Genomic DNA, 26738 nt, shown 5'->3' on the forward strand with positions numbered 1-26738 from the left:
ACATCTCTCCCTTACTCATCGTTTGATTGCTCGGACGTGCGCGATTACGAATACTCACCTCCTTTCGCCGCCAACTACCCTTTGACCGCGCCCATCGTAATGCCCTGCGTGAACGCCTTCTGGAACAGCAGGAAGATGAGGATCATCGGCAGCGAAGCGAGCGCCGCGCCCGCCATCAGCACGCCGTAAGGCGTCGTGTACTCGCCCTGCAGGGTCGCGAGACCGAGGGGCAGCGTCATCATCGACGTCGATCGCGTCATGATAAGCTGGCTGAAATAGTCGTTCCATGCGTTGATGAACGTGAAAATCGCGAGCGCGCCCAGCGCCGGCTTCAACAGCGGCAGGATGATGCGATAGAACAACCGCAGCTCCGAGCAGCCGTCGATCTTGGCTGCTTCGATCAGCTCGCCCGGGATCGTCTGCGCGAACTGCTTCATTAGAAACACGCCGAACGGCCAGCCGATCGCCGGCAAAATCAGCCCCTGGTACGTGTCGATCCAGCCGAAATCGGCCAGCATCGTGAACAGCGGCACGAGGATGACCTGCTTCGGCAGCGCCATCGCCGATACGAACAGGATAAAGATGAACTTCCGGCCCGGAAATTGCTTCTTCGCCAGCACGTAGCCGGCCATCGAGGCGACGAGGCAGACGCCGACCATTTCGCACGTCGCCACAAAGAAGCTGTTGAAGCCCCATTTCCACACCGGGTTATTGAACAGCACCCGGAAATTATCGAGCGTCGGCTCCAGCGGGAACCACTCCGGCGGAATGGCGACCGCGACGTTCTGCACCTTGAAGGCGCCGGTGACGATCCAGTAAAACGGGAAAATGAACAGCAGCGCGCTGATAACGAGCAAAACGTTGGACGCGATTTTGCCGATGGTCCACTCGCCTCGTCGCCGCCCCGCGAACGCAACCCCTTCCCGCTTGCCGCCCTGCCGGACTTCCGTAAATGTACTCATTTTGATGCCCCCCTGACTTGCTTCATGACGCAGTTGGCTAAATGCCGCGCGCCTGATCTCGCACGCAAACCAAATTAGCTCACCGGCTGCATGCTGCATTCCCAATCTTCCGATTGCGAACGCAAACCAAGCAGTTTGCTAAATGCTGCGCGCCTGATCTCGCACGCAAACCAATTAGCTCACTGGCTGCATGCTGCATTCCCAATCTTCCGATTGCGAACGCAAACCAAGCAGCTCAATATTCCACTTCGCTGCCCAAATACTTGAACTGAATGACCGAGATGATGCCGATTACGACCGCCAGGATGACGCCCATCGCCGAGGCGAGGCCGAAGCTGCCGAGCATGAACGCCTGCTCGTAGACGCCGTACATGACCGTCGAGGTCGCGTACATCGGACCGCCGGAGGTGAGCAATTGGATGATCGCGAACACCTGGAACGTGTTGATCGTCGTGATGACGATAATGTACAGATTGGTCGGCATGAGCATCGGCCAGATGATTTTGCGGAAAATCTGCCCCGCGCTCGCCCGGTCGATCTGCGCCGCTTCGATGTACGACGTCGGAATGTTGCCGAGCGACGCGACGTACAGGATGATCGGCTGCCCGACCGACGTCGTGATCAGCACGAGAATGATGGCCAGCAGCGCCGTGCGCGTATCCCCCAGCCACCCGATCGGCTCCGCCCCGAACAAGCTCGTGATGTAGTTGAGAATGCCGTAATTCGGATGGTAGATGGACGCCCACACGACAGTGATGCTGACGACCGAGGAGACGGCCGGCAAGTAGAACACGCCCCGGAAGAACGACCGCTGCATCTCCGATTTCTTGTAGATCGTCATCGAGATGAAGATCGAGAACAGCACGACGGCCGGCACCGCGACGAGCACGATCAGCATCGTGTTCCACATCGATTTGGCGAACACGTCGTCATGCAGCAGCACGTTGAAGTTGCGCAAGCCGACGAACTCGAAGTCCCGCAGCGTATAGTCGAAAAAGCTGATATAGATGCCCTTGAGCATCGGGAACGCCACGAACAGCAGGAAGAATGCCAGCGCCGGCAGCAAGAACAAATAACTCGTCAGCCACTCGCGCCAAATGTACCGTTTCGGCCTCATAACCGCTCCAGCCACGAAATTTCACCCCTTTTTGCGTATGGCAAAGAGCAGCCCACCGCTTGGCGCGCTGCCCTTGGCCGTGCTTATGATGTTTGCGGACGCCGCGCGGGAAGCAAGGGCGATTTGGCGGCTGCCCACCGTCTGCGAACGCCCCTTGCTATCGCGCTTGACGCCATGCGGTCCGCTGATATTACGTGCGCTACTTCGCCGCGGACGCCTTCGCCTTGGCGATCGCGTCGTTCGCCTTCGCGGCGAACCCGTCCAGCGCTTCCTTGCCGGATGCCTGGCCGAGGATGGCGCGCTGCAGCTCCGGGAACCAGAACGTGCGAATCTCCGCATAGCCGTCCGCGATCGTCGGCGGATCGGTGATGAACTGGCGGGCCAGCTCGGAGTACGCGTACTCCGGATCGTCGTACAAGCCCGTGATGGAGTTGCGGACGGACAAGCCGCCCGTCTGGATCAGGCTCTTCTTGCCCCACTCCGGATCGTTCGCGATGAAGTCGATCAGCTTCTTGGACGCGGCGATTTTGGCTTCGTCGTCGTTATTGAAGATGGCCATGCCGCCCAGATACGGCTCCAGCTTCGGCTTCGAGCCGTCGAGCGTCGGGAACGGCAGCAGCACGTCCTCGAACTCCGCCTTCTTCAGCGGCGCGTTCTGCGCGCGCAGCACCGCGGAATAGTTGATGCTGAAGGCGAGCTTCCCTTGCAGGAACAGGTCGTTCACGTCGCCCGCGGCGAGCGAGGCCGCCCCGTTCACGATCAGCTTCTCCTTCGACGCCTGGGCGAGCCAATCGAGCGCCGCGGCAGCGTTGTCCGTGTTGATCGCGACCGCGCTGTTGTCCTCGTTCAGGAACCGGGAGACGCCGAGGTTCGCCAGATAAGCGCGCGTGCCTTGGTCGCCCGCTTGGCTCTTGGCATAGAAGCCGGATGGAATGATGTCCGGCGCCTTGTCCTTCACGGCTTGCAGCGCCTTCTTGTATTCGTCGAACGTCCACGTGCGGTCCGGCCGGCCCAGCGGCAGCAGATCCAGCGCGCCGATCTTCTCGAACACGGTTTTGTTCACCGCCATCATGAACGGCGCGGTGTTGATCGGGTACATATACGTCTTGCCGCCGACCATCGACTGCTTCCAGAACGCGTCCGCAATATCGCCGCGCACCTCGCCCGACACCATGTCGTCCAGCGGCGCGAGCAAATCCTTCTTCGCCCAGTCGATGATCCGCCCCGGCGCGTCATAGATGACGTCCGGCGCGGAGTTCGTCGCGATGGCGACGTTCAGCTTCTGCGGTCCGCCGTCGAAGGTGATCATCTCGAGGTTGACCTTAATGTCGGGGTATTTCGCGTTGAACGCTTCGATCAGCTGCTTCTCGTACTTGCCCACCTCGCCGTCCACCGGCTGGTAGGTCGGGAAGTTCCACCACGTAATCTCCACCGGCTTCGCCTGGTCGGGCTCCGGCTGCTTGTTCGCCTCGTCAGCCGCGCCGGCCGCATTAGCCGCCTTATTGTTGCCCGCGGCGTTGCCTTGCTCCCCGGCGCCGTTGTTCGTTCCGCCATTGTTCGAACTGCAAGCCGCCATGACCATCGTCATGAGCGAGATGGCGATGAAAGACGCGATTTTTCTCTTTCTTGCTGCCATTGCTGATCCCCCCAGCGTTTCATATGTCGAAATGATTGGCCATCTCATCTCTTGTACCTAAGCATAGAGCATTGCCGGCTATCGATGAATCCCCGTCCTTTTACTTTTAGGGTTCATTTTTGACCTGTTGCCGCCGCGGCGCGCTAAATGGCGATTCTTCTCCCAAAATGACGGCTCGCCTCCGGTATAATAGTCATAGCAGGAAGCGCTTCCGCACCGGAAGCGTCTATCATCCAACTGGGGGCGCGCACCATGTACAAACTGATGATCGTGGAAGACGAGCCGCTCATCCGCGAAGGGCTGAAGCATTACTTCCCCTGGAGCGAGCTCGGCGTGACGCAAATAATAGAAGCGGAGGATGGCGCGCAGGGCGAACGGCTTGCGCTGCTGGAGCGGCCCGATCTCATAATTACCGATATTCGCATGCCCCAGATGGACGGGCTGACCATGATCGAATGGCTGCGGCCGCATTTGCCATCCGCGGCGTTCGTCATTTTGACCGGCTACAACGATTTCGAATACGCCCAGAGAGCGATTAAGCTCGGCAATATCCAGGCTTACCTGCTTAAGCCGCTTGGATACGAAGAAAGTCTCGCGACCGTTCAGGACTGTCTCGCCAAGCTGAAGCAGCGCCAAGCCGAGGATCTCCTGCTCCAGGGCGCGGAACAGCTGAAGCAGGAACGGAGGCGCGAACAAGAACGCCAGATCGTCAGGCGGCTGCTCGACGAGCCCGGCTTCGACCCTGCACCCGCGCTTCTGGCGCTCGGCATGCCCGATCCGGAAGACGGCCGTAGCCGCCGGTATGCCGCGTTTGCGGCAACCGCGCCCTCGCCGCCCGGTGCCCTGCCCGTATCGCCCGATGTCTGGTCGGCCGACGCGCAGCGGTTCATCGCCGACCATGCCAGCCGCCTGCTCGGCACGCGGGTAGCCGACAAGCTGCTCACCTATGCCCGCGGCGGCAAAATGTTCGTCCTTGCGCTGGCCGAGTCGGAAGCGGAGACGGACGCCCCTCGCAGCACGGACGCGGCTCGATCCGAATTGCCGGCCGGATCGAGCCACGCGACGGCAGATACGGAGGCGGCGCTGGCCGCGTTGAATCGCGGACGGGACGCGGCCATCTATATCGCCGCCGGCAGCCTCACCGCCACGGCGGCGGAAGCACGCCAATCGTTCGCGCAAGCTGAGCAAGCGCTGTATAAGCGCTATTATCAGTATGGGGCTTATTTGTTCCGCTCGGCATCGCCGCATGCCCCGTCTTCGTCCGAGACGCAGACGCCGCTGCTCGCCGCGCGGGACCGGGAGCTGCTGCAGACGCACCTGCTGCAGGGCGACGCCGCTGCCGCGCGCAAGCTGCTGATGAAGCTGGCGGAGGGAGTCCGGCAGCTTCCTGCCGATACGCCGCCGGACCGATGGCTCGCGTTCCTCCAGGAGCTGATCAGCGCCCTGCTACGGTATGCCCACCGTCACGGCATCGCCGTGGAGGAATTCGCCAGCGGCAGCATGCTGACGCTCGGGTTCGCGGACGATTTCGCGACGGCCGAAGACCTGTTCGCCTGGCTCGCCGACTGGACGGACCGGCTGATCGCGGCAAGTCCGGAGAGCGGCGGCGCGCAAGCAGGCGGTGCGGACGCGCGCATTTTCACCCAGATTGAACAGTTCGTCCGGCAGCATCTCGATCAGGAAGTGACGCTGCAGATGGTCGCCGACCGGTTCTTCTATAATCCTTCCTACCTCAGCCGCCTGTTCAAGACGAAGCTGAACAAGAACTACCTGGCCTTCGTCGCCGAGATTCGCATCCGCTACGCGCAGGATCGGCTGAAAGACCCGAGCCTGTTCATCACCGACGTGTGCGCGATGTGCGGGTACAAGAGCTACAAGCATTTCGTGAAGACGTTCCGCAGCGTCGCCGGCATGACGCCGACCGACTATCGGAAGCAGCTGGGGATCGAGCCATGAGCGGGCGGCTCCGGGGCCTGCTCCGCCCGCTTCGGTTCAAGCGCGTCAACCGGCAAATTTTCGTGCTGACGATCGTCGTCATTACGCTACCGCTGACCCTCATGTCCGGGATCATCTACCTGTTCACGCTGCAGGCGGTCAAGAGCGAGTATCAAAGCAGCGCGACGCTTATCTTGAACAATCTCTCGTTCAATATCGACCAATATTTGCAGAGCATCGAGAAAGGCACGCTGACCGCCCAGCTGGACAACCGGCTGCAGGAGTCGCTGGCCAGCTGGCTGCTCCATCCGGAGGTCGACGTCAGCCAAAGCCTGCAGTACGGTGCGGTCATCGAGCAGTTCGTCAGCACGATCGAGATGACGATCAAGAACGTCGACAGCGTGCAAATCTACTCCGGCGGCCGGGTGTTCTACTCCGCGAACTTTGACCGTTCAAGCTACGAAGAGACGAATTTCATGAGCGAGACGTGGTACAAGCAGACGCTCGCCGCCAAGGGGAAAATCGTCATTTTCGGCACGCATACGCCGTTTCGCCGCACGTCGGACGAGGAGCGCCAGAAGGTCATCTCCATCGCACGCGTCATTAACAAGACCGGCACGAAGCAGCCGCTCGGCGTCATGCTCGTCGACATCCGGCTCGACTCGCTGCGGGAGATTCTCGCCCTGTCGGAGAACAGCAACCACAACTTCCTCATCGTGGACAACAAAGGCAGCTACGTCTATGCGTCGGGCATGGACGAGAACGGCGGAGGCGCCGAGACGGACGGCACGGTGCTCGCGCAGGTGAGAGGCAGCCAGACGGGGAGCTTCTACGCGCCGATGAGCGGCGAACGCGCCTTCTTCAACTTCGCCACGTCGCCGTATTCCGGCTGGAAGGTCATTCAATATATCGAGGAACGCGAGATGACGAAGGACGCGGAGCGGCTGCGGCTCATCCTGCTCGTGTTCGCGTTCTGCACGCTCGGCGTGGCGCTGCTGTTCCTCTTCCTGCTGTCCGTGCGGGTGACGAAGCCGATTATTATGCTCAGCCGACAGGTGCGCGCGGTTGGCCTTGGCAATCTCGACGTCCAGCTGAGGAGCGACCGATCCGACGAGTTCGGCGTGCTGTACAACGGCATTCGCAAAATGACCGAGGACCTCAAGGCGCATATCGAACGGGCGTCCATGACGCTGGCCCAGCAGCGCATGGCCCAATACGGCGCGCTCAAAAGCCAGATTAATCCGCATTTTCTCGCCAACGCGCTCGAATCGATCCAGATGAAGGCGGTCATCGCCGGGCAGCGGGAGATTGGAGAGATGGTCGGGCTGCTCGGGCGGCTGTTCCGGGCCCACATCCAGACCGGCAAGGAGGTCGTGCCGCTGAACGAGGAGCTGGCGAACATCCGGCTGTACATCAAGGTGCAGCAGATGCGGTTCGGCGCCAAGCTGCGATACGACGAAGAGCTCGCAGCCGGGACGGAGCAGACGCCGGTGCTGCATTTCGCGCTGCAGCCGATTATCGAGAACGCGATCGTGCACGGGCTCGAACGGCGCAGCGGCAGCGGACAGTTGACCGTCTCCACCGAGGTCGACGGCACGCTCATGCGCATCATCGTCGCCGACGACGGCGCCGGGATGAGCGAGGAGCGGCTGGCGGCGATCCGCAGTCGGCTCGCAGCTCCTTCCGACACGCTCGACATGGACCATATCGGGATCAAAAACGTCCACGACCGCATTCGCTACTATTTCGGCGAGCGGTACGGCGTAGACCTGTACAGCGCGGCGGGGGAGGGCACGCGCGTCGTCATTCGGGTGCCGGCGTCGGGGTAAAGCCTTCGGCATGCCGAGACGGATACCGGCTCCGCCGCCGGCCGAGCCGACCAGCAGTAATCGCATACTCCGATGCATATTGAAAAACGCGCGTGCCGCTTAACGGTACGCGCGTTTTTGTTTTGCGTTACAAACGGTGGACTTGTGCGTTCCTTCTTAGGCTTCCGCAAACCCGGCAAAATGTCGGTAGATCGCCATGGCTCCCACCATTTCCAGCCGGTCCGACGACCACTTTTTCGCTTCGCAAAAATGCTAAAATAAGGTCCTAAATATAATTATTGCATACTCTAGCAGGCGTGTGTCACAATTCGTTATAGATTCGCACACCGCTTTCGCTGCCGTCCAGCGAGGCGCTCATGCGTGCGGGTTCGACGGCCGACGTCTCGCGAAGGCGCCGCTTGGTTTGTCGCTATTTTTCCGCTTGGGGGTTATTTCGATTGGAGGCGTCGCCCGGCGCCATCTGGACGCCTTTACGGTGAAGGAGGCTGTTGCCTGTGGAGAATACGGTCTGATGGATAGCCTTTGCGATCGGACTGCATGCTTCCACAACCATGAATACGAGGAATGCTGGAGGAATTGGCCTTTGGGGCCGTACAACTTAACGAGGTGATCCTTTGATGAGAAAAGAGCTTCCTTTTCAAGAACCGCCCGTGTGGGGGCTGTTGAGCTGGGCCTACACGCTGGGCATCACGTCGGCTTATGAACAAACGTATCCGTGGTACGTCGGCAATTTTATCGAGGTGTTCGCCAATGATTTTTTCCTGGACGAGCGAACCGAGTTTTTCTTTGATTTTTATCGCGGCGGGGGCAATGAATTCCGCTCCAACAATCCGTTCTTAAGCAGCTGCAATCTCAATTTCGAGCTTGCCTCCGCGCTGACGGGCGAGCGACTCGCCGACTACTTAATCCATTGCATCGACTTGAAGTACTACCCCGTCTTATTCATCGATGAATATTACATTCCCAGCCGCCATGCTTATCAGACCTATTACTGTCCGCATCACATGCTGGTCTACGGGTACGACCGGGAGCAGCAGGCGTTCCTTACGGCAGGCTTCGGCCAAGCGATGACCTTCGGGAAGCATGTTACCTCGTTCGCGGATCTGGAGCGCGCGTATACATCGATACGCGACAAAGTCGCCCGCAAAGAGCAGCGCGACGACCACATGTTTTTTTTCCGGTTCAATACAGCCGACACGTACGCGTTCAATGTGGAGAGCGTCCGGCAGCAGCTGGAAAATTATTTTTATTCCCGGACAAGCCACAACTTGATGAATCGCAACGTGGACCGCTATTCGTTCGGACTGCGCACCTATGATTCGCTGCGGAACTATTTCGAGGCCGAGCGGACGAACGACCCCAATCTGGTCAACCGCAACGGCGTCCGGCAGCTTCATCTGGTTATGGAGCACAAGCAGGTCATGCTGGATCGTTTGCGTTTTATGCATGCGGAAGGCTATTTGGAGCACCCGGAGGAGCTGATTGCGGACTATGCGGAGCTGCAGGAGCAGAGCTTCGGCATACGGAATCAACTCATCAAGGCGTTCATAAGAGGGAAGGCGGACGAGGCGATCTATGCCCAAATTCAAGACCGGTTAGGGAGCCTAAAAGAGCAGGAGCAGGGCGCGCTCGGCCGATTGCTGGAGCAGTTGAAGGCGTGATGAGGTTCCCTCCACGCGTTCAGAGCCCATAACCCAACGCTCTCCGTACAGGCAGCGTGATCCGGTAGCCGGTATAGTAGAACACTTCGCGCAGCAGAAAAGGAAGCTTGCTCTTCGTCGACTGATAGGCGGACGTTTGCGTGGGAGAGGCGTAGACCTCTTCCATGCCCGCATGCTTTGCCATGATCATCGCGCGCTTCATATGTAGAGGATCGCTGACGATCGTCCACGAACGAACCCCTTCCTGGACGCCCAGCTCGTACGCATAAGACATATTTTGCTCCGTAATGGTCGATTGGGTCTCGATCCGGATGGCCGAGGCGGGCACGCCTTGCCGGATCGCGTAGCTGCGCGCCACCTCCGACTCCGCTTGGTTGTCCGCAGCCGCCCGGCCACCGGTGAAGATGAGCAGCTTCGCATACCCTTCCTTGTACAAAAGGATCGCATGGTTCACCCGCTCTCGCAGCACCGGCGACGGCTCATCGCCCCAGGCGGCGGCGCCGAGCACGACGGCCGCATCCGCGCGTACCCTTTCGTTCGTCTCGCCGTACGTCCAGATGGCGTAAGCCGAGTAGGCGGAGAACGCCAGCATGGCGGCCGCTGCGAGGGCGATGATGCGCAGTGACCATTGGAAGAAGCGGTTTCGCAGGTTCCACATTGGGTTGAATCTCCTTTTCTATGCCTTAACTAGAAAAACCACAGCGTCAGCGGCACCGACAGCAGCGTCAGCACAACGCCCATCAACCCCATCGCCAAGCCGGAATACGCGCCCTGCGTCTCGGAGTCCCGCATCACCTTGGCCGTGCCGATCCCGTGCGCCGCGGTGCCGACCGCAAGACCGATCGCCTTGTCGCCGCGGATGCCGATCAGCCGGAGGAACGAGACGCCGACGAGACTGCCGAACAAGCCCGTCAGCACGGTGAACACCGCCCCCAGCTCCGGCACGCCGCCATACAGCCGCACGAGCTCGATCGCGATCGGCGTCGTCGCCGACTTCGGCATCATCGCCGCGGCCAGCGCCCGGTCGCCGCCCAGCAGGAAGACGATGCCGGCATTGGCCGCCAGGCTGACGATCGCGCCGAACACGACGCCCAGGAGCAGCACCTTCCACTCCGCCATGATCCGCTGCCAGTTGCGGTACAAGGGCAGCGCCAGCGCCACCGTCGCCGGACCGAGCAGGAACGTAATCCACTGCCCGCCGTTATTGTAATCCTCGTACGGGATATCGAGCAGCGTCAAGATCGCGATGAGCAGCGCGGAGCAGAGCAGCAGCGGATGGATGCGCCGGTATTTGCCCGACAAATAATAGGACAGCTCGAAAATGCCGACCGTCAGCGCCACGCCGAACACCGGCTTCGCCCACAATTCATGCCCCCACATGGTAATCCTCCTTCCGCGCGCGATCCCGCCTGCGCGAGGTCATCGCCGTCATCGCCGTCACCGCCCCGCCCGTCGCGGCCAGCACGCCGAGCGTACCGAGAAGCACCGCGCCCGCCACGGGCAGCCAGTGCGCCCGAATGATCGGCATATAAATCATCACCCCGGCAATGACCGGCGCGAAGAACAGCATCATTCGCGAGAACAGCAAGTCCGCCGCATCCTTCATCCATGCTTCCTTTACCCAGCCGCGCAGCAGCGCGATCAACAGCAGCAGCATGCCGACCACCTGACCCGGCAGCGGCGCTTCCGTCGCGTACACGATGCCTTCTCCCGCCAGCCAAAAGCCGAGCAATATCGCAAAGCCTCTCATCATCGTTTCCTCCCCAACCGGCAGCTTGCTGCCCTTCCACCCTCGATGTCTTACACATTGCCCCTATTATAGCGCGATTCCGGCTGCTGCACGGGACATTTTCGCGCTTATAGTCCGATTTACAATTTTTGCCCAAACGCCTATACTTGCACCACAAGCACGCTTCACGCTTGCCGAAAGGAAGTGAACGAAGATGTCCGATGCGAACGCCCAATACGGTTTTAACGGTAAAAACTTCCCCTGCGCGACCGAGCTGTCGATCTCGCTGCTAGCCGGCCGATGGAAAATGACGATCATCTGGAAGCTGCGCGAGGACAAGAAAAGATACGGGGAACTAAAATCGAGCATCCCGGGCATCACGCACAAAATGCTGGCCCAACAACTGCGCGAACTGGAAGAGATCGGCATCGTGCGGCGCTACGTGTATCCCGTCGTGCCGCCGAAAGTGGAGTACGAACTGACCGGGCTCGGCCTTGGACTGCTCCCGATCCTCGACAGACTAAACGAGTGGGGCGAGCATTTCAGACTGCCCGACCGCGAGGGCATACTTTCCAATCGGTGAGTATTGCACCAAAAAGTGCGTACTTACTTTTCTTCAGCATATTATGTATCGTAGATAACAAGGAAGCAAAAATGATCCGTACAGGAGATGATCGAAGATGAAAACGTTAGTCCTTGTCGTGCACCCGAATTTGTCCGCCTCCCGCATTAACCGCGCCTGGTCCGAGGAGCTCGAGCAGCACGCCGACAGCGTAACGGTGCATAAGCTGTACGAGGCCTATCCCGATCGGGCGATCGACGTCGCCCGCGAACAACAGCTGCTGGAAGCGCACGACCGCATCGTCCTCCAGTTCCCGCTCTACTGGTACAGCTCGCCGCCGCTTCTCAAGCAATGGCTCGACGAGGTGTTCACATACGGCTGGGCATACGGACCGGACGGCGGCAAGCTGAAAGGCAAACAGTTCGGCGTCGCCGTCTCCACGTACGGCCCCGCCGCGGCCTATGCGACGGACGGTCCTAATCGCTTCACGATCCGGGAGTTTCTCCGCCCGTTCGAAGGTACAGCCCATTACGTCGGCGCCTCTTATCTGCCGATCTTCTCGCTAAGCGACGTCGGCAACGTGACGGACGAGGAGCTGGCACGCAGCGCGCAGGACTATGCGAAATTCGTGACGTCCGAGCACGTAACCGTGTAAAAACTAGCCGAATGCAAGATGACTTGTAGGCGTGAAACCTGTAAGCTGCCGGTCCGCAGTACGCGGAACGGCAGCTTTTTGGCGCGTTTCTGCAGCTATTCATCCGCATCCAGCGGCCTCCATGGCTTCAAATACGAGATATGATCCGCGATGTCAGCCACATGCGCTTCGCTGCTCACCGGAATTACCACCGTAGCGCCTTCATCGCGCACGATGTTGACGAACCTGCGGTTGTAGCGGCTGAGCAGATCGTCGATGCCATGGGGCTCGATCCACGGCGCGCAGTAGAGTTTCTTCCCAAACGCATACCCGATTGCCAGCGAAGCCCTCCAACGTTCCCTGCTGTTGAATTCAAGGGGCCGATGGATGCGTCCGTTGGCGGGATCGCGCATTTCCGCCCCTGATAGCTCGAATAGCTCCGCGACGTCGCGCAGTGTCAGATGGCTTCCGCTCAGGGATAGTCCGGTCTCGATCTGCTCCGCGACCGTCTTGACGCGTCGCAGTAGTCGCGTCAGCGCCGACGGATACGAGTGGAATATCCGGTAAGGAAATTCCGCTACCCCTTCGCCGATATAACATGAAATGCGCTGCAGCATCGCGTTGTCCGCGGCTCTTCCATCCACGTTGATCGACCTCTTCGACATCTCCAGCAGTTCCGTCAGTATAGGTTCGCGCCCGGCGAGCAGCCAACTGAGCAGCCAGCCGCCGGACCCGATCGATCCGACGATCCCATAGACCTTCCCAGGCTCCATCGTCAGTTCGAAATCCCGAATCGCATCGATCATTTGAAATTCATGAAAAATGCGGGGCACGGCATGAGCGCTCAAGTGACGGATTTCAATGTTCATCGCCGGTTTCTCCCCTTCCCCCGCATCTTAGATCTTCTCCGGCGCTTCCAGCCCGATCAGCCGCAGTCCATTGGCGAGCGTAAGCTTCGCCGCCTGCACGAGCGCCAACCGTGCCGTCCGTACGCCATCCTCCTCCGCCATAATGCGGCATTCGTGATAGAAACGGTTGAACGCCTGCGCGACGTCGACCAAGCAGCGCGCGACGATGGACGGCTCCAGCTTGTGCATCGCCAGCTCCACCCGCTCGCCGAACAGCGACAGCTCCTTCGCCAGTCGCACGGTCGCTTCGTTGATCGGCAGCGCCCCCAACACCGCTTCGCCAGGTGCCTGCTGCCCGATCTCGCATAAAGCAAGCCCGGCTGCTTCCGCCTTCGCCAGCACGCTGCATGCGCGCGCATGCGTATACTGCACGTACGGACCGCTCTCGCCCTCGAAATTGAGCACGTCCTCCCACTTGAAATCGATGTCCTTGATCCGGCTGGAGCCCAGATCGTGAAAGATGACCGCGCCGACGCCAACCTGTCGGGACACCGTCTCGACATCCGCGATCGGCTGGGGACGGGCTTCCATAATCTCGCGCGTTTTGGCGATTGCTTGGTTCAACACATCCTCCAATTTCAGCACGTTGCCCCTACGCGTGGATAGGCTGGCGCCTTCCAAGCTGACTCGGCCGAACGGCACATGGACGAGGTCCTTCGCCCAGCCGTACCCCATCAGCTCGACGACCTTGAACCATTGCGCGAAATGAAGGTTTTGCGCGTAATCCGTCACGTATATCGCCTTGCGAAAATCGTATGTTGCTTTGCGGTACAGCGCTGCCGTTATGTCGCGCGTATGATAGAGCGAGCTGCCATCCTTCTTCAGAATGAGCGCGGGCGGCATGTCGTAGGCATCCAGCCGCACGAGCCAAGCGCCGTTGTCTTCCTCGAGCAGCGCTTTCTCGCGAAGCTCCGCGACGACCGCCTCCATGCGGCCGTTGTAAAAGCTCTCTCCCGTATACGAATCGAACGAGACGCCGAGCAGCTCATAGATCCGCTTAAACTCCGCCAAGCTGATGTCGACGAAACGGCGCCACAGCGTCAGCGCTTCCTCGTCCCCCTGCTCCATGCGCACGAACCAGTTCCGCGCCTGATCTTCCAGCGATGGGTCGCGCTCGGCTTCATCGTGGAACTTCACGTACAAACGCAGCAGTTCGTCGATCCCGTCACTTTCGACCTCCGCTGCATCGCCCCATTGACGGTATGCCACGATCAACTTGCCGAATTGCGTGCCCCAGTCTCCAAGATGGTTCACGCCGACGCAATCGAAGCCGAGAAATTCATGAATGCGGTACAGCGCATGGCCGATCACCGTCGAACGCAGATGCGCGATGTGGAACGGCTTGGCGATGTTGGGCGACGAATAATCGATGACCACCTTCCCGCCTTCGCCGATATTTCGCGAGCCGTAACGGTCTCCCTGCGTAAGCGCTTCGCTGATGACCGACGACGCGAACCGCGCGCCGTCCAGATAGAAGTTCAAGTACCCGGAGACGGCCTCTACCCGAGCGAAGCTATCCAGCCCGATCCGCGACTTCAGCTCCTCGGCGATCGCCTGCGGCGGCTTGCGCAGCTGCTTGCTCAGCTTAAAACAAGGGAGCGACAAGTCTCCCATCTCCGGATTCGGCGGATATTCGATCAGACTCTCGATTTCCGAAGCCTCGGCGTTTTCGAGCAATTTCGTTATTTCCCGCGCAATAATGGCTCTCATCTTCTGCATGTCCTTGCACTCCCTTGGTCGATTTCAAACGCAAAAAAGCCCCCGTCTCTTAAGAGACGAGAGCCTGTTGGTTCCCGCGGTGCCACTCTAAGTGCCGCTCCCGAAGGACGGCCGCTCGATCGGGATAACGGCCCTTGACCGGATTCGCCTACGACCGCGGCGCGGCTGTCGGCGAATCATCTCCCGGGTCCGCTTCCTCCATGCGCGCGTACCGGCTCCCACCAACCCGGCTCGCTAAGACTGCGCCACGCAGAGTACTCTCCCGTTCTTCAACATTTACGCTATGAATGAACTTGGAGATAAATTATCACAAAATTCGCACATTGGCAAGACTGGTTCACCCATGCTGCCGTCGCCGCCAAACGAACAAAAGCCGACCGCGTCTCCCGCAGCCGGCCTCAGCTCATGCATGTTTCCGCTTATAGTACGTTATGGCCAGCGCCAGCGCCAGCACCGAGCCTTTCACGATATCCATCGCGTAATAGGGCACGGACAACATGACCAGTCCATTGGACAAAATGCCGATGAGCACCGCGCCGACGAACGTGCCGAAGGCGTTCGGCTTGCCAGCCCCGAAGACGGAGAAGCCGATGAACGCCGCCGCGACCGCGTCCATCAGATAAGGCGCGCCCGCATTCACTTCCGCAGTCATGACCCGCGCCGCAAGCACGATGCCGCCGACGCCCGCGAACAGCGCGGAGAGGAGATAGGCGGCCAGCCGGTAGCGTTTCACCGCAATGCCCGACAGCTTCGCGGCCTCCGCATTCCCGCCGATCATGTACATGTAGCGGCCATGCTTCGTATAGTTCAAGAACACGTGCACCGCAGCCACCGCGATCAGCATAATGATGATGATCCACGGCACGGAGCCGAGCTTCGAGAAGACATCGGGAATAAGTCCCGTCGCGAAATCGCCGCTTGGCATGACCATATTTTCCGATATCGTCGCGCCCTTCGTATAGGTGAGCGCCACGCCCTGGATGACGAACATCGTCGCCAGCGTCATGAGCATGTCTTGAATGTTGAAGCTGGTCACCAGGAACGCGTTCAACAGCCCGATCACCAGACAGATGGCGACCGCGACCGCGATGCCGACGAACAGGTTTTGTCCGTGCCAGACGAACATCGAGATGACGACCGCGTTGGCGAGCGTAGCCGCCGAGCCGACAGACAGATCGAACCCGCCGACCGCAAGCGAGACCGTGAGACCGATCGCGATTATCGTGACGATGGAGATGGAGCGCAAAATATTGATAAGATTAGACCCGTTCAGGAAGCCGTCCGCCATCGTGCCGAATACCGCCACCAGCACGAGGATCGTCAGGATCGTCCCGTATTTGTACAACAATTCGACCGCATTGAACGCGCGTTTCTCGCGAAGCTCGACCGTCGTTTTCATTTCGCCATACCTCCCGTGCTGTAGAGCAAAATTTCTTCCTCGCTGGTATCCTTTGTCACCAGCTCCTTGCGGATGGCGCCGTCATACATGACATACATGCGGTCCGTCAGTCCGAGCATCTCGGGCAGTTCGCTGGATGCGTACAAGACGCATTTGCCCCGCGCCGCAAGGCCCGCCACCAGCTCGTAGATGTCGCGCTTCGCGCCGACGTCCACCCCTTTGGTCGGCTCGTCGAAAATGTACACGTCCGCGTCCGCGAGCAGCCACTTGCCGATCGCGACCTTCTGCTGATTGCCGCCGGAGAGATTGCGCACGAGCGCCCGCTCGCTCGGCGTCTTGATGCCGAGGCTCGCGATCATCTCCGCCGCCGCGGCGTTCTCCTTCTTCCGGCTCAGCCAAGAGCCCCAAGCGGTGAACCGCGACAAGACGGCGGCCGTCAAGTTATCTCCGACCGATTCGCCGACGAAGACGCCTTCGCGTCGGCGTTCCTCCGGTACGAGCGCGAGTCCCCCGCGCACCGCGTCATGCGGCGAGCCGACCCGCAGCTTCCGCCCGCGCACGATGATATCGCCCGTCGCCGACGGCGAAGCGCCGAACAACGCCCGGCACAGCTCGGTCTTGCCCGCGCCGACTAGCCCCGCGAGACCGACGATTTCGCCCGCGCGCACCGCCAGGCTTACGCCACCGACCTTGCCCGGGTCCACGATATGTTTCGCCTCGAAGCCAATGTCGCCGATCTCGCGCCGGACGCTGGGGAACTGACCATCCATCTTCGCCCCGAGCATATGCTCGACGACCCGCTGCTGCGGAATGTTGGCGATCTCGTCTTGGATGACCAGCTTGCCGTCGCGCATGATCGTAATGTCCTCACAGATCTCGTACAGCTCCGGCAGCCGGTGCGAGATGAATATGACGCCCACGCCTTGATCCTTCAGCAGCCGGACGAGCTTGAACAGCTGCTCGGTCTCGGCGCGGCTGAGCGGCGCGGTCGGCTCGTCCAGCACGAGGAAGCGGCATTCCAGCGTCATCGACCGGGCGATAAGCACCATCTGCTTCTCCGCCAGCGTCAGCTCCTGCACCAGCTTTCGCGTCGGCACCCGAACGTTCATCCGCTCCAGCACGGCCTGCGCCGACCGGTGCAGCTCGCCCCAGTTGATCCATTGGCGTCCTTTCATATCGTGAACCGTGCGCTCGAGCATAATGTTCTCCGCCACGGTCAAATTCGGTATAAGCGCCGTGTCCACCTCTTGGTAGACGATCTGGACCCCATGCCGCTTCGCGTCCTTCGGCGTGCGGATTGCCGCCTCTTGACCGTCGATATGGATCGTGCCGGTATAATGCCCGTAAGCGCCCGCCAGCACTTTCATCAGCGTCGATTTGCCGGCGCCGTTCGCGCCGATGAGCGCGTGCGCCCGACCGCCTTCGGCTGCAAAGTCGACCTCGCTGAGCGCCTGCACGCCCGGGAAAGCGATCGAAATCCGTTTCATCTCCAGCCTTGCGGCCTGCTGCTGCATCATTAGTCTCGCCATCCCCTCTAAACAGGATAGAGCGCCCCTATCCGTAAGGGATAGGAGCGCTGCTAAGGTTGTGGTCCGCCGGGGACCCGCGTTCAATTACTTGGCGTTCGCTTCTTTGAGCGCCTTCATCCAATCCTCTTCGAAGGCGTCCGTCTGGCCCCAGCCCGGGATGATGTCGGCCAACGTGACCATGTTCACCGGCTCTGCGGATTCTTTAAGCTTCGCCTGCTCGATGTTCGCGGCCTCCAGATCGTAAGAAGCCGGCGTCTCTTCGCCCGCGATCTTCTTCGCCAGCAGCCGCAGATCGACCGCGCCGATCATCTTCGGATCAACCGCCGCCGTGGACACCCACGGACTGTTCGCTTCCTGCATCAGCTGCAGGTCGGCATTGGAGACGTCGATCCCGTAGATCTTGATCTCGGTGCGTCCCGCTTCGATCAGCGCGCGCGCCGCGCCGGTTGCGAAGGCATCCCACGTCGCGAAGATCGCGTCGATCTCGCCTTTCGGGTGCTTTGCCAGCATCGCGGTCACGGCGTTCTGCGTCTCGACCGACGTATTCGCCGTCGCCACGCCGAAGCGCTCGACTTCTTTAATGCCCGGGTTCTTCGCCAGCACGTCTTGATATACCGTGTTGCGGCGCACCATCGGCGGGAAGCCGTCGACCCACAGGTAGACGATCTTCGCGTCCGTGCCCTGCTCCTTCACGAGCTGGTCGAGCGCGAACTGCGCCAGCGCCTCGTCCTTCTGGCTCGTCAGCGTCACGCCTTCCACGTTCGCCAGTTCGGCGTTGGAATCGAACGCCACGACTTGCTTGCCTTTCTCGCGCAGCTTCTTCACCGCTTCGACCGTCGCCGGGTCGTCGCCATGCGAGATGACGACGCCGTCATAATCGCTGTCCGCCGCCTGCTCCAGCGCGTCAAGGAATTTGGCCGTATCGCCGTTCGCCGTGAACGTGTCGACCTTGAAGCCCAGCGCTTCGCCCTCTTGTTTCGCGCCGGCCAGGAATTGCGCCGTATGATCGTCGCCGCCGATTTTGCGAATAACCTTCACCTTGATCGCTTTATCCTTGATCGCCGCCGGCAAGTTCGCGATCTCCGCCGTTGCGCTCGCCGCCGCTTCGCCTCCGTTCGCGCTGCCGCCGTTGTTCGCATTGTTGCCGCCGTTCTGCTGGCCGCAGCCCGAGATCACGATGACCGCCGCGAGCGCAAGCCCGATCAGCCCCCGAAACTTCTTGTTCATAGTAGAACCCTCCTATACCTTGCTTCTATGTAATACTAGTAATCCTATAGGATATACTAAGATGCGTCAATAACCTAAAAGCTTAATCGGCATGTCCGGCGGCAAAGTTTAGAGAAATTACACAATTTCGAATAATCGGCGTTCGTGCCCCTGCCGCGCAGTGCATCGGCGCCTCCTCTGCTACAAAAAAAGACGGTCACCCAAAAAGCGGGAAACCGTCCTCTTCTGTATAGCCCCGGGCCGTTAGGAATTAATCAGCCCTGCTTGCTGAAGCATTCTGCGAAGCAGCGCCGCCGTTTCCGCCCGCGTCATGTTCGCTTCCGGCTTCAACAGGCTGTCGCCGCGTCCGTTGACGAGGCCTGCTTGCACCGTTGCGGCCGCCGCCTTCGCGGCCCAACCATGAACCGCGTCGCGGTCTTTGAATCCGCCCAGCGCCCTCTCGATCTCATCGGTCGAAGGCGATGCCGGCAATCCGACGATTGTCATCGCTCTGCCGATCATCACCATGGCCTCTTCCCGGCTGATCGTCGCGTTCGGCTTGAACGTGTCGTCGCTATAGCCGGTCACAATGCCATATTCGACGGCTTTGCCGATAGCGCCAAATCCCCAATGAGCCTCATCTACGTCGGCGAATGCGTTCGTCGCTCCATTCTCCTGCAAGCCGAGCGCGCGGACGACGATCGCGGCGAATTCAGCCCGTGTAACCGCCGCATCCGGGTTGAAATGCCGGCTGTCCGCGCCTTTGACGATCAAACGGGAACCCATGTCGTTGACGTCCGCTTTCGCCCAGTGCCCCTCCACGTCCTGGAACGTCATCGGGTTCCAAATGACCGCATACGTGCTGTTGGTCAAACTTTTGATTTTCGCCGCATAACGACCGTTGCTTTGAAATACGAAGGTCGGCACATGGCTGATGATCTTGCCGGCGCTGTCCAGGACGACGCCGGTCGTGATCTTGCTGGCGTCCGTTCCTTCCGGAAGCGTAATCTCGCGCTGCACGTAAGCGGTGAAGTTGTTCAGCTCGTACGTGCGGCCGTTCGCCGAAGCTTGAATCGTGAACTCGACCGGCGCGCCAACCAGGATGGCGTTCGCGTTTTTCGCGGGGCCGGCTACGTCCGCCTTGCTAAGGCTGATATTCACCGTGAATTGAATATCGCGGAGCGAGACGTCCGCCCCTAACTTGGCTTGAATGTCGGCCAGCTTGATTTGGCTGGCTGGCAGTTCGTAGGCGGCATTGGCGGTGCGTACTTCCAGAACGCCTTCGGCCGCGATTAAATCCTGTACGGTTTGCCCATTCAATGCGGCTACGACGGCATCGGCGCCTTCCGTAACCGGAATCGTAACCCGAGCCCCTTTGCCCTCCTTCGCCAGCTTGGCTTTGATTTTATCCTCGTTCAGCTTGACGGTAATTGTAGAGCGGCCGTTCTCCGTCGTTTTGACGGCGTCGGCCAAATCATTTTGCTTGACGCCGTTCACGATGATCTCCACGCCCGAGCTGCCTCCGCTCGGCGTCGAAGGCGTCGGGGTTGTCGTCGGTGCGGCGCTGCGAATGAGATGAATGTTGTACGTTTTGATCGTCGTCCCGTTCTCGGCTGTTACCTGGACTGCAAACCGATTGGAGCCCATTTTCAGCTCGAAACCTGGGCTGGCAGCGCCGCTGGCCACCACCGCATCGTTGACCTTGATGACCGCATGGCTATCTGCTGCGGTTGGCGTCAGCTTCCAGGTGGTTACCGCGTCGTTGACGCGTACCGTGTAGTCCGTTGTCGTGCTGTCGAATACCGGGTCCAGCGAACCTGCCGAGATCGTCAGGCTGCTCAAGTTCGCGTTGCCGCTTCCTGCCGCGCGAGTCACCGTGATGGTATAGGTCCTGATCGTGCCATCGGCGGCCGTAACCTCTACGGTAATCGGATTCGCGCCCACTTGCAGCGAAATCGCTGCGCTGGTGCTTCCGCTGGCAACCGCAGCCCCGTTCACCTTCAAGGTTGCACCGGTAGCCGCAGCCGTCGGCGTGACCGACAAGCTCTTCGTGCCGAAGCTTACCGAAGCCGTATAGGTGATTGTACCCGGCGCGAATGCAGGTGTTAACGTGCCCGAGGAGACCGTCAGATTGCTCAACGAAGCATCGCTGCTCTTCGCTCGCGTGACTTGGATCGTGTATGTCTTCGTCGACCCGTCTTCTGCTGTAACCACGACGCTGATTGGCGTCTTCGCGCCTACGACCAGCGTGATCGCTTCGCTCGCGCTGCCGCTTGTGACAGGCGTTCCGTTCACGGTTACTTTTGCACCGCTATGCGCGACCGTCGGCGTCACGGTTACGCTCGCTACCGCGTTGCCTACGGTAACTTCATAGTCTTGCGTTCCGCTCACGAAGCCCGGCGTTAGTGTGCCTGCCGAGATCGTCAGGTTGCTCAACGAAGCATCGCTGCTCTTTGCGCGCGTGACTTCGATCGTGTACGTTTTCGTCGACCCATCTTCCGCCGTGACCACGACGCTAATTGGCGTCTTCGTGCCTACGACCAGCGTGATCGCTTCGCTCGCGCTGCCGCTTGTGACAGGCGTGCCGTTCACGGTTACTTTTGCACCGCTATTTCCCGCCGTCGGCGTCACGGTTACGCTCGCTACCGCATTGCCTACGGTAACTTCATAGTCTTGCGTTCCGCTCACGAAGCCCGGCGTTAGTGTGCCTGCTGAGATCGTCAGGTTGCTCAACGAAGCATCGCTGCTCTTTGCGCGCGTGACTTTGATCGTGTATGTCTTCGTCGACCCGTCTTCCGCCGTGACCACGACGCTAATTGGCGTCTTCGTGCCTACGACCAGCGTGATCGCTTCGCTCGCGCTGCCACTTGTGACAAGCGTGCCGTTCACGGTCACGGTTGCACCGCTATGCGCGACCGTCGGCGTCACGGTTACGCTCGCTACCGCGTTGCCTACCGTTACTTCGTAGTCTACCGTTCCGCTCGAGAAAGTTTCACTCCACGTTCCCGCGGATGTCGTCAGATTACTGAGCGCCGCGTCGCTGCTCTTCGCGCGCGTCACTTGAATCGTGTACGTTTTCGTCGACCCGTCTTCCGCCGTGACCACGACGCTGATTGGCGTCTTCGCGCCTACGACCAGCGTGATCGCTTCGCTCGCGCTGCCGCTTGTGACAGGCGTGCCGTTCACGGTTACTTTTGCACCGCTATGTGCCGCCGTCGGCGTCACGGTTACGCTCGCTACCGCGTTGCCTACGGTAACTTCATAGTCTTGCGTTCCGCTCACGAAGCCCGGCGTTAGTGTGCCTGCCGAGATCGTCAGGTTGCTCAACGAAGCATCGCTGCTCTTTGCGCGCGTGACTTCGATCGTGTATGTCTTCGTCGTCCCGTCTTCTGCTGTGACCACGACGCTGATTGGCGTCTTCACGCCTACGACCAGCGAGATCGCTTCGCTCACGCTGCCGCTTGTGACAGGCGTGCCGTTCACCGTCACGATTGCACCGCTATGCGCGACCGTCGGCATCACGGTTACGCTTGCTACCACATTGCCTAAGGTAACTTCATAGTCTTGCGTTCCGCTCACGAAGCCCGGTGTTAGGTTGCCTGCCGAGATCGTCAGGTTGCTCAACGTCGCATCGCTGCTCTTCGCGCGCGTGACTTGGATCGTGTACGTTTTCGTCGACCCGTCTTCCGCCGTGACCACGACGCTAATTGGCGTCTTCGTGCCTACGACCAGCGAGATCGCTTCGCTCGCGCTGCCGCTTGTGACAGGCGTGCCGTTCACGGTTACTTTTGCACCGCTATGCGCGACCGTCGGCGTCACGGTTACGCTCGCTACCGCGTTGCCTACCCTTACTTCGTAGTCTACCGTTCTGCTCGAGAAAGTTTCACTCCACGTTCCCGCGGATGTCGTCAGATTACTGAGCGTCGCGTCGCTGCTCTTCGCGCGCGTCACTTGAATCGTGTACGTTTTCGTCGACCCGTCTTCCGCCGTGACCACGACGCTGATTGGCGTCTTCGCGCCCACGACCAGCGTGATCGCTTCGCTCGCGCTGCCACTCGTAACAGGCGTTCCGTTCACGGTTACCTTCGCTTCGCTATGCGCCACCGTCGGTGTCACGCTTACGCTCGCTACCGCATTTTCTACCGTTACTTCGTAGTTTACTTTTACGCTTGAGAAAGCTTCACTCCACGTTCCCACAGATGTCGTCAGGTTGCTGAGCGTCGCGTCTTTGCTTTTCTCCCGCGTCACCTTTAACGTGTATGTTTTCGTTGCGACACCGTCTTCTGCCGTAACCTCGACGGTGATCGTCGTTGTTGCTCCGACGCTAAGCGAGATGGCCTCGCTCGCGCTGCCGCTTGTGACAGGCGCTCCGTTCACGGTTACCTTTGCTCCGCTATGCGCCACCGTCGGCGTCACGGTTACGCTCGCTACCGCGTTTTCTACCGTTAACTCGTAGTCTCCTGTTTCGCTCGCAAATGCTTTATTCCATGTCCCTGCAGATGTCGTCAGGTTGCTTAACGTAGCATCGCTGCTCTTCGCGCGCGTCACTTGGATCGTGTATGTCTTCGTCGACCCATCTTCTGCTGTGACCACGACGCTGATTGGCGTCTTCGCGCCTACGACCAGCGTGATCGCTTCGCTCGCGCTGCCGCTTGTGACAGGCGTTCCGTTCACGGTTACTCTCGCGTTGCTATGCGTAACCGTCGGCGTCACGCTCAAGCTCGCTACCGCGTTTTCTACCGTTACTTCGTAGTCTCCCGTTCCGCTCGAGAAAGCTTCACTCCACGTTCCCGCGGATGTCGTCAGATTACTGAGCGTCGCATCTTTGCTTTTCTCCCGCGTCACTTTCAGCGTGTATGTTTTCGTTGCGATGCCGTCTTCTGCCGTAACGTCGACAGTGATCGTCGTTGTTGCTCCGACGCTAAGCGAGATGGCCTCGCTCGAGCTGCCGCTTGTGACAGACGCTCCGTTCACGGTTACCTTTGCTCCGCTATGCGCCACCGTCGGCGTCACGGTTACGCTCGCTACCGCGTTTTCTACCGTTACTTCGTAGTCTCCCGTTCCGCTCGAGAAAGCTTCACTCCACGTTCCCGCGGATGCCGTCAGATTACTGAGCGTCGCATCTTTGCTTTTCTCCCGCGTCACTTTCAGCGTGTATGTTTTCGTTGCGATGCCGTCTTCTGCCGTAACGTCGACAGCGATCGTCGTTGTTGCTCCGACGCTAAGCGAGATGGCCTCGCTCGCGCTGCCGCTTGTGACAGGCGCTCCGTTCACGGTTACCTTTGCTCCGCTATGCGCCACCGTCGGCGTCACGCTTACGCTCGCAACCGCGTTTTCTACCGTTACTTCGTAGTCTCCCGTTCCGCTCGAGAAAGCTTCACTCCACGTTCCCGCGGATGTCGTCAGATTGCTAAGCGTCGCATCTTTGCTTTTCTCCCGCGTCACTTTCAGCGTGTATGTTTTCGTTGCGATGCCGTCTTCCGCCGTGACGACGACAGCGATCGTCGTTGTCACTCCGACGCTAAGCGAGATGGCCTCGCTCGCGCTGCCGCTTGTGACAGGCGTTCCGTTCACGGTTACTTTTGCACCGCTATGTGCAACCGTCGGCGTCACGCTCAAGCTCGCTACCGCGTTTTCTACCGTTACTTCGTAGTCTTCCGTCCCGCTCGCAAAAGTTTTATTCCACGTCCCTGCAGTCGTCGTCAAGTTGCTTAACGTCGCGTCGCTGCTCTTCGCGCGCGTCACTTGAATCGTGTACGTTTTCGTCGTCCCGTCTTCCGCCGTGACGATGACCGTAATCTCGTTAAGTCCAACCTTTAGCGGCAAATCCGCGCTAGACGTACCGCTTGTGACATCAACGTCCTCTACGCTCACCGTCGAATTGACGGCTGCGACCGTCGGCGTGACCTTGACGCTCGCCACTTCATGACCTACCGTCGCCGTGTAGTCTGTTTTCGTGCCCGCGAACGTCTCGTTCAGCGTACCGCCTGTCAACGTCAGGCTGCTCAATAGGGCGTTACTGCTTTTCTCCCGCGTCACTTGCAGCGTATACGTCTTCGTGGTAAGGCCGTCTTCCGCCGTAATTACGATGGTGACCAGCGTCTTTAAGCCCACGCTTAGCGAGATTGCTCCGCTCGCATTCCCGCTCGTCACGACAGTTCCGTTAACCGTAACCGTTGCGCCGCTATGCGTTACGGTAGGCGTTACCGTCAGACTCCCTACCTCATTGCCTACGGTTGCTTCGTAACCTTCGGTCCCGCTAGCAAAACCCGGCGTTAATGTGCCGGACGAGATCGTCAAATTGCTCAACGTCGCGTCGCTGTTTTTTGCGCGCGTGACTTGAATCGCATAGGTTTTCTTCGTTGTTCCGTCCTCGGCCGTTACAACGATCGTGATCGTATTGTTCGGTCCGATTTGAAGCGGAATCGACGCGCTCGCAGTGCCGCTCGCTACGGTCGTGCCGTTTACCGTCAGCGTCGCCCCGCTATGCGCTGCCGACGGCGTAACGTTCACGCTTGCAACCGCGTTGCCTACCGCGACATCATAGTTGTATGTCCCGCTAGCAAAGCCCGGCGTCAGCGTTCCCGACGAAATCGTCAGATTCCCAAGATCGGCGTTGCTGCTCATGATCGCCCGCGTGACGGTGATCGTGTACGTCTTCGTCACCGCGGTGTCTTCGGCTCTTACGAGCACGGTAATCGTATTTGAGCCCGGGTTCAGCGACACCGCCGTACCGCTTCCGCTCGTTGACGCCTGGCCGTTCACGGTCACCGTCGCTTTGCTGTCTGCCACCGTCGGCGTTACCATCAAGCTCGAGACGCCCGAACCCACATCGGCGCTATACGTGATCTGGGCGCTGGAGAAGCCTGGCGACAGGGTTCCTGACGAGAGCGACAGATTGCTTAGATTCGCATTCGTACTCGCAATCGCCCGCGTGACGGTGATCGTATACGGCTTCGTCACCGCGGTGTCTTCGGCTCTTACCCGTACGGTAATCGTATTCGAGCCCGGGTTCAGCGATACCGCCGTACCGCTTCCGCTCGTTGCCGCTTGGCCGTTCACGGTCACCGTCGCTTTGCTGTCTGCCACCGTCGGCGTTACCGTCAAGCTCGAGACGCCCGAACCCACATTGGCGCTATATGCGGTTTGCGCGCTGGAGAAGCTGGGGTTCAGCGTTCCTGCGGAAATCGTCAGATTGCTTAAATCCGCGTTTACGCTGGCCGGACCAAGCGCGTTCGAGATCGTGATCGACTCGAAGCTGATATCTACCGCGGGTCTGTTGTCAGCAAGCTGCCATGTTACATAAACCTCGGATGTATTCGGCACGTTAAACCCGCTGGAACCATTAATAAAATTCGATAAAGGCGTGATGCCGGTCGGAATTTGTTTCGCCTGAGAGAAGCTGCTAACGATATTGCGAACCACTCCCCCGTTGGAATCCCGCAATTGAATACTAATGCTGGTCATATAGAAACCCGAAGCTGTAGGCGAGATACTTAAATTGTTGAAGTTGAAACTCCTTAACGTCCCTGGCTGCACTTTTAAGGTGAGCGAGCCGGTCGAACCGGGCGTACCGGCAGAATCGTAGAGCACCGTTCCTTCCTGCTCGATTGCGTTGTTCACGCGCCACATCGTGCCAACATTCTTAAAACCCGCTTCCGAGCTCGGCGTAACTGCGCCGCCGAACGTATAGGTGCCGTCCGCAGGCACGGCGGCCGCATATATCGTGGCCGCAGGCACGAAAGGCACGCACAACGATACCACGAGCGCAAGCAGCATTGTCATTCTGAGCGCTGATCTCATTCCCCACCTTCTTATTGGCCCCGTTTGATTCCCGAATGCACGCTTCACTGCTTACCCTCTCCCTTTATACCATCTCTGTCATCGCTTCGTTCAAAAACAACGAGACTGC

The 26738-nt window shown here is 59.7% G+C and carries 17 protein-coding genes and 1 other annotated feature; of the genes, 5 read left to right on the top strand and 12 right to left on the bottom strand.

The window, feature by feature from the left end; translation table 11 throughout:
- Positions 1-74: 74 nt before the first annotated feature.
- The 3 genes from ACFSKT_RS22045 to ACFSKT_RS22055 form a co-directional block, all read right to left on the bottom strand.
- The gene (locus tag ACFSKT_RS22045; protein ID WP_377716492.1) at positions 75-962 is read right to left on the bottom strand and encodes a carbohydrate ABC transporter permease; all 888 of its coding nucleotides are present in this window, start codon (positions 960-962) and stop codon (positions 75-77) included.
- Between the two features lie 235 nt (positions 963-1197).
- Positions 1198-2094, bottom strand: coding sequence for a carbohydrate ABC transporter permease (locus ACFSKT_RS22050; RefSeq protein WP_452474002.1), 897 nt, complete (start codon positions 2092-2094; stop codon positions 1198-1200).
- Positions 2095-2278: 184 nt separating this feature from the next.
- Positions 2279-3715, bottom strand: coding sequence for an extracellular solute-binding protein (locus ACFSKT_RS22055; protein ID WP_377716491.1), 1437 nt, complete (start codon positions 3713-3715; stop codon positions 2279-2281).
- Positions 3716-3967: 252 nt separating this feature from the next.
- Here ACFSKT_RS22055 and ACFSKT_RS22060 point away from each other — a divergent pair, with 252 nt between their 5' ends.
- The 3 genes from ACFSKT_RS22060 (at position 3968) to ACFSKT_RS22070 (ending at position 9140) form a co-directional block, all read left to right on the top strand.
- Positions 3968-5671: a response regulator gene (locus ACFSKT_RS22060; protein WP_377716489.1), complete on the top strand. Its 1704-nt coding sequence runs from the start codon at positions 3968-3970 to the stop codon at positions 5669-5671.
- Positions 5668-7479, top strand: a complete 1812-nt coding sequence (locus ACFSKT_RS22065; protein WP_377716488.1) for a sensor histidine kinase — start codon at positions 5668-5670, stop codon at positions 7477-7479. The genes ACFSKT_RS22060 and ACFSKT_RS22065 overlap by 4 nt, the downstream gene beginning before the upstream one ends.
- Positions 7480-8096: 617 nt before the next feature.
- Positions 8097-9140, top strand: a complete 1044-nt coding sequence (locus ACFSKT_RS22070) for a hypothetical protein (RefSeq protein WP_377716486.1) — start codon at positions 8097-8099, stop codon at positions 9138-9140.
- Between the two features lie 19 nt (positions 9141-9159).
- Here ACFSKT_RS22070 and ACFSKT_RS22075 read toward each other — a convergent pair whose 3' ends face one another.
- From ACFSKT_RS22075 to ACFSKT_RS22085, 3 genes are read right to left on the bottom strand one after another with little or no spacing between them, the layout of a single operon-like run.
- The gene (locus ACFSKT_RS22075) at positions 9160-9798 is read right to left on the bottom strand and encodes a YdcF family protein (RefSeq protein ID WP_377716485.1); all 639 of its coding nucleotides are present in this window, start codon (positions 9796-9798) and stop codon (positions 9160-9162) included.
- A gap of 29 nt (positions 9799-9827) precedes the next feature.
- Positions 9828-10520: an LrgB family protein gene (locus tag ACFSKT_RS22080; RefSeq protein WP_377716483.1), complete on the bottom strand. Its 693-nt coding sequence runs from the start codon at positions 10518-10520 to the stop codon at positions 9828-9830.
- Positions 10507-10893, bottom strand: coding sequence for a CidA/LrgA family protein (locus tag ACFSKT_RS22085; RefSeq protein ID WP_377716481.1), 387 nt, complete (start codon positions 10891-10893; stop codon positions 10507-10509). Before ACFSKT_RS22085 ends, ACFSKT_RS22080 begins: the two co-directional genes overlap by 14 nt.
- 190 nt (positions 10894-11083) lie before the next feature.
- Between ACFSKT_RS22085 and ACFSKT_RS22090 the strand changes: the two genes are divergently transcribed.
- Together ACFSKT_RS22090 and ACFSKT_RS22095 are read left to right on the top strand one after the other, a co-directional pair.
- A complete protein-coding gene (locus ACFSKT_RS22090) occupies positions 11084-11452 on the top strand; it encodes a winged helix-turn-helix transcriptional regulator (protein WP_377716480.1) in 369 nt (122 codons plus the stop codon).
- 97 nt (positions 11453-11549) lie between these two features.
- A complete protein-coding gene (locus ACFSKT_RS22095) occupies positions 11550-12086 on the top strand; it encodes an NAD(P)H-dependent oxidoreductase (RefSeq protein ID WP_377716478.1) in 537 nt (178 codons plus the stop codon).
- Between the two features lie 95 nt (positions 12087-12181).
- Here ACFSKT_RS22095 and ACFSKT_RS22100 read toward each other — a convergent pair whose 3' ends face one another.
- The 6 genes from ACFSKT_RS22100 to ACFSKT_RS22125 form a co-directional block, all read right to left on the bottom strand.
- Entirely contained in the window at positions 12182-12934 is a 753-nt protein-coding gene (locus tag ACFSKT_RS22100; protein ID WP_377716476.1) for a hypothetical protein, read from the bottom strand.
- A gap of 27 nt (positions 12935-12961) precedes the next feature.
- Positions 12962-14692, bottom strand: coding sequence for an arginine--tRNA ligase (gene argS / locus ACFSKT_RS22105; protein WP_377716475.1), 1731 nt, complete (start codon positions 14690-14692; stop codon positions 12962-12964).
- Between the two features lie 49 nt (positions 14693-14741).
- Positions 14742-14971 (bottom strand) — a binding site (T-box leader).
- Positions 14972-15095: 124 nt separating this feature from the next.
- A complete protein-coding gene (locus ACFSKT_RS22110; RefSeq protein ID WP_377716473.1) occupies positions 15096-16091 on the bottom strand; it encodes an ABC transporter permease in 996 nt (331 codons plus the stop codon).
- Positions 16088-17608 carry a sugar ABC transporter ATP-binding protein gene (locus ACFSKT_RS22115; RefSeq protein WP_377716472.1) on the bottom strand — a complete coding sequence of 507 codons (1521 nt, stop codon included), beginning with the start codon at positions 17606-17608 and terminating at the stop codon, positions 16088-16090. Before ACFSKT_RS22115 ends, ACFSKT_RS22110 begins: the two co-directional genes overlap by 4 nt.
- Before the next feature lie 96 nt (positions 17609-17704).
- The gene (locus ACFSKT_RS22120; protein ID WP_377716470.1) at positions 17705-18847 is read right to left on the bottom strand and encodes a sugar ABC transporter substrate-binding protein; all 1143 of its coding nucleotides are present in this window, start codon (positions 18845-18847) and stop codon (positions 17705-17707) included.
- A gap of 243 nt (positions 18848-19090) precedes the next feature.
- Positions 19091-26611, bottom strand: a complete 7521-nt coding sequence (locus ACFSKT_RS22125) for a cadherin-like beta sandwich domain-containing protein (protein WP_377776345.1) — start codon at positions 26609-26611, stop codon at positions 19091-19093.
- Positions 26612-26738 lie beyond the last annotated feature (127 nt).

It is taken from the genome of Paenibacillus xanthanilyticus, from assembly GCF_042682185.1.
Taxonomy (GTDB): Bacteria; Bacillota; Bacilli; order Paenibacillales; family Paenibacillaceae; genus Paenibacillus_Z; species Paenibacillus_Z xanthanilyticus.

Bases quoted from the DNA above. Each gene is read 5' to 3' on its own strand.
- ACFSKT_RS22045 (WP_377716492.1), bottom strand. From the start codon at position 962: ATGAGTACATTTACGGAAGTCCGGCAGGGCGGCAAGCGGGAAGGGGTT.
- ACFSKT_RS22055 (WP_377716491.1), bottom strand. From the start codon at position 3,715: ATGGCAGCAAGAAAGAGAAAAATCGCGTCTTTCATCGCCATCTCGCTC.
- ACFSKT_RS22060 (WP_377716489.1), top strand. From the start codon at position 3,968: ATGTACAAACTGATGATCGTGGAAGACGAGCCGCTCATCCGCGAAGGG.
- ACFSKT_RS22065 (WP_377716488.1), top strand. From the start codon at position 5,668: ATGAGCGGGCGGCTCCGGGGCCTGCTCCGCCCGCTTCGGTTCAAGCGC.
- ACFSKT_RS22070 (WP_377716486.1), top strand. From the start codon at position 8,097: ATGAGAAAAGAGCTTCCTTTTCAAGAACCGCCCGTGTGGGGGCTGTTG.
- ACFSKT_RS22075 (WP_377716485.1), bottom strand. From the start codon at position 9,798: ATGTGGAACCTGCGAAACCGCTTCTTCCAATGGTCACTGCGCATCATC.
- ACFSKT_RS22080 (WP_377716483.1), bottom strand. From the start codon at position 10,520: ATGTGGGGGCATGAATTGTGGGCGAAGCCGGTGTTCGGCGTGGCGCTG.
- ACFSKT_RS22085 (WP_377716481.1), bottom strand. From the start codon at position 10,893: ATGATGAGAGGCTTTGCGATATTGCTCGGCTTTTGGCTGGCGGGAGAA.
- ACFSKT_RS22090 (WP_377716480.1), top strand. From the start codon at position 11,084: ATGTCCGATGCGAACGCCCAATACGGTTTTAACGGTAAAAACTTCCCC.
- ACFSKT_RS22095 (WP_377716478.1), top strand. From the start codon at position 11,550: ATGAAAACGTTAGTCCTTGTCGTGCACCCGAATTTGTCCGCCTCCCGC.
- ACFSKT_RS22100 (WP_377716476.1), bottom strand. From the start codon at position 12,934: ATGAACATTGAAATCCGTCACTTGAGCGCTCATGCCGTGCCCCGCATT.
- argS (WP_377716475.1), bottom strand. From the start codon at position 14,692: ATGCAGAAGATGAGAGCCATTATTGCGCGGGAAATAACGAAATTGCTC.
- ACFSKT_RS22110 (WP_377716473.1), bottom strand. From the start codon at position 16,091: ATGAAAACGACGGTCGAGCTTCGCGAGAAACGCGCGTTCAATGCGGTC.
- ACFSKT_RS22115 (WP_377716472.1), bottom strand. From the start codon at position 17,608: ATGATGCAGCAGCAGGCCGCAAGGCTGGAGATGAAACGGATTTCGATC.
- ACFSKT_RS22120 (WP_377716470.1), bottom strand. From the start codon at position 18,847: ATGAACAAGAAGTTTCGGGGGCTGATCGGGCTTGCGCTCGCGGCGGTC.
- ACFSKT_RS22125 (WP_377776345.1), bottom strand. From the start codon at position 26,611: ATGACAATGCTGCTTGCGCTCGTGGTATCGTTGTGCGTGCCTTTCGTG.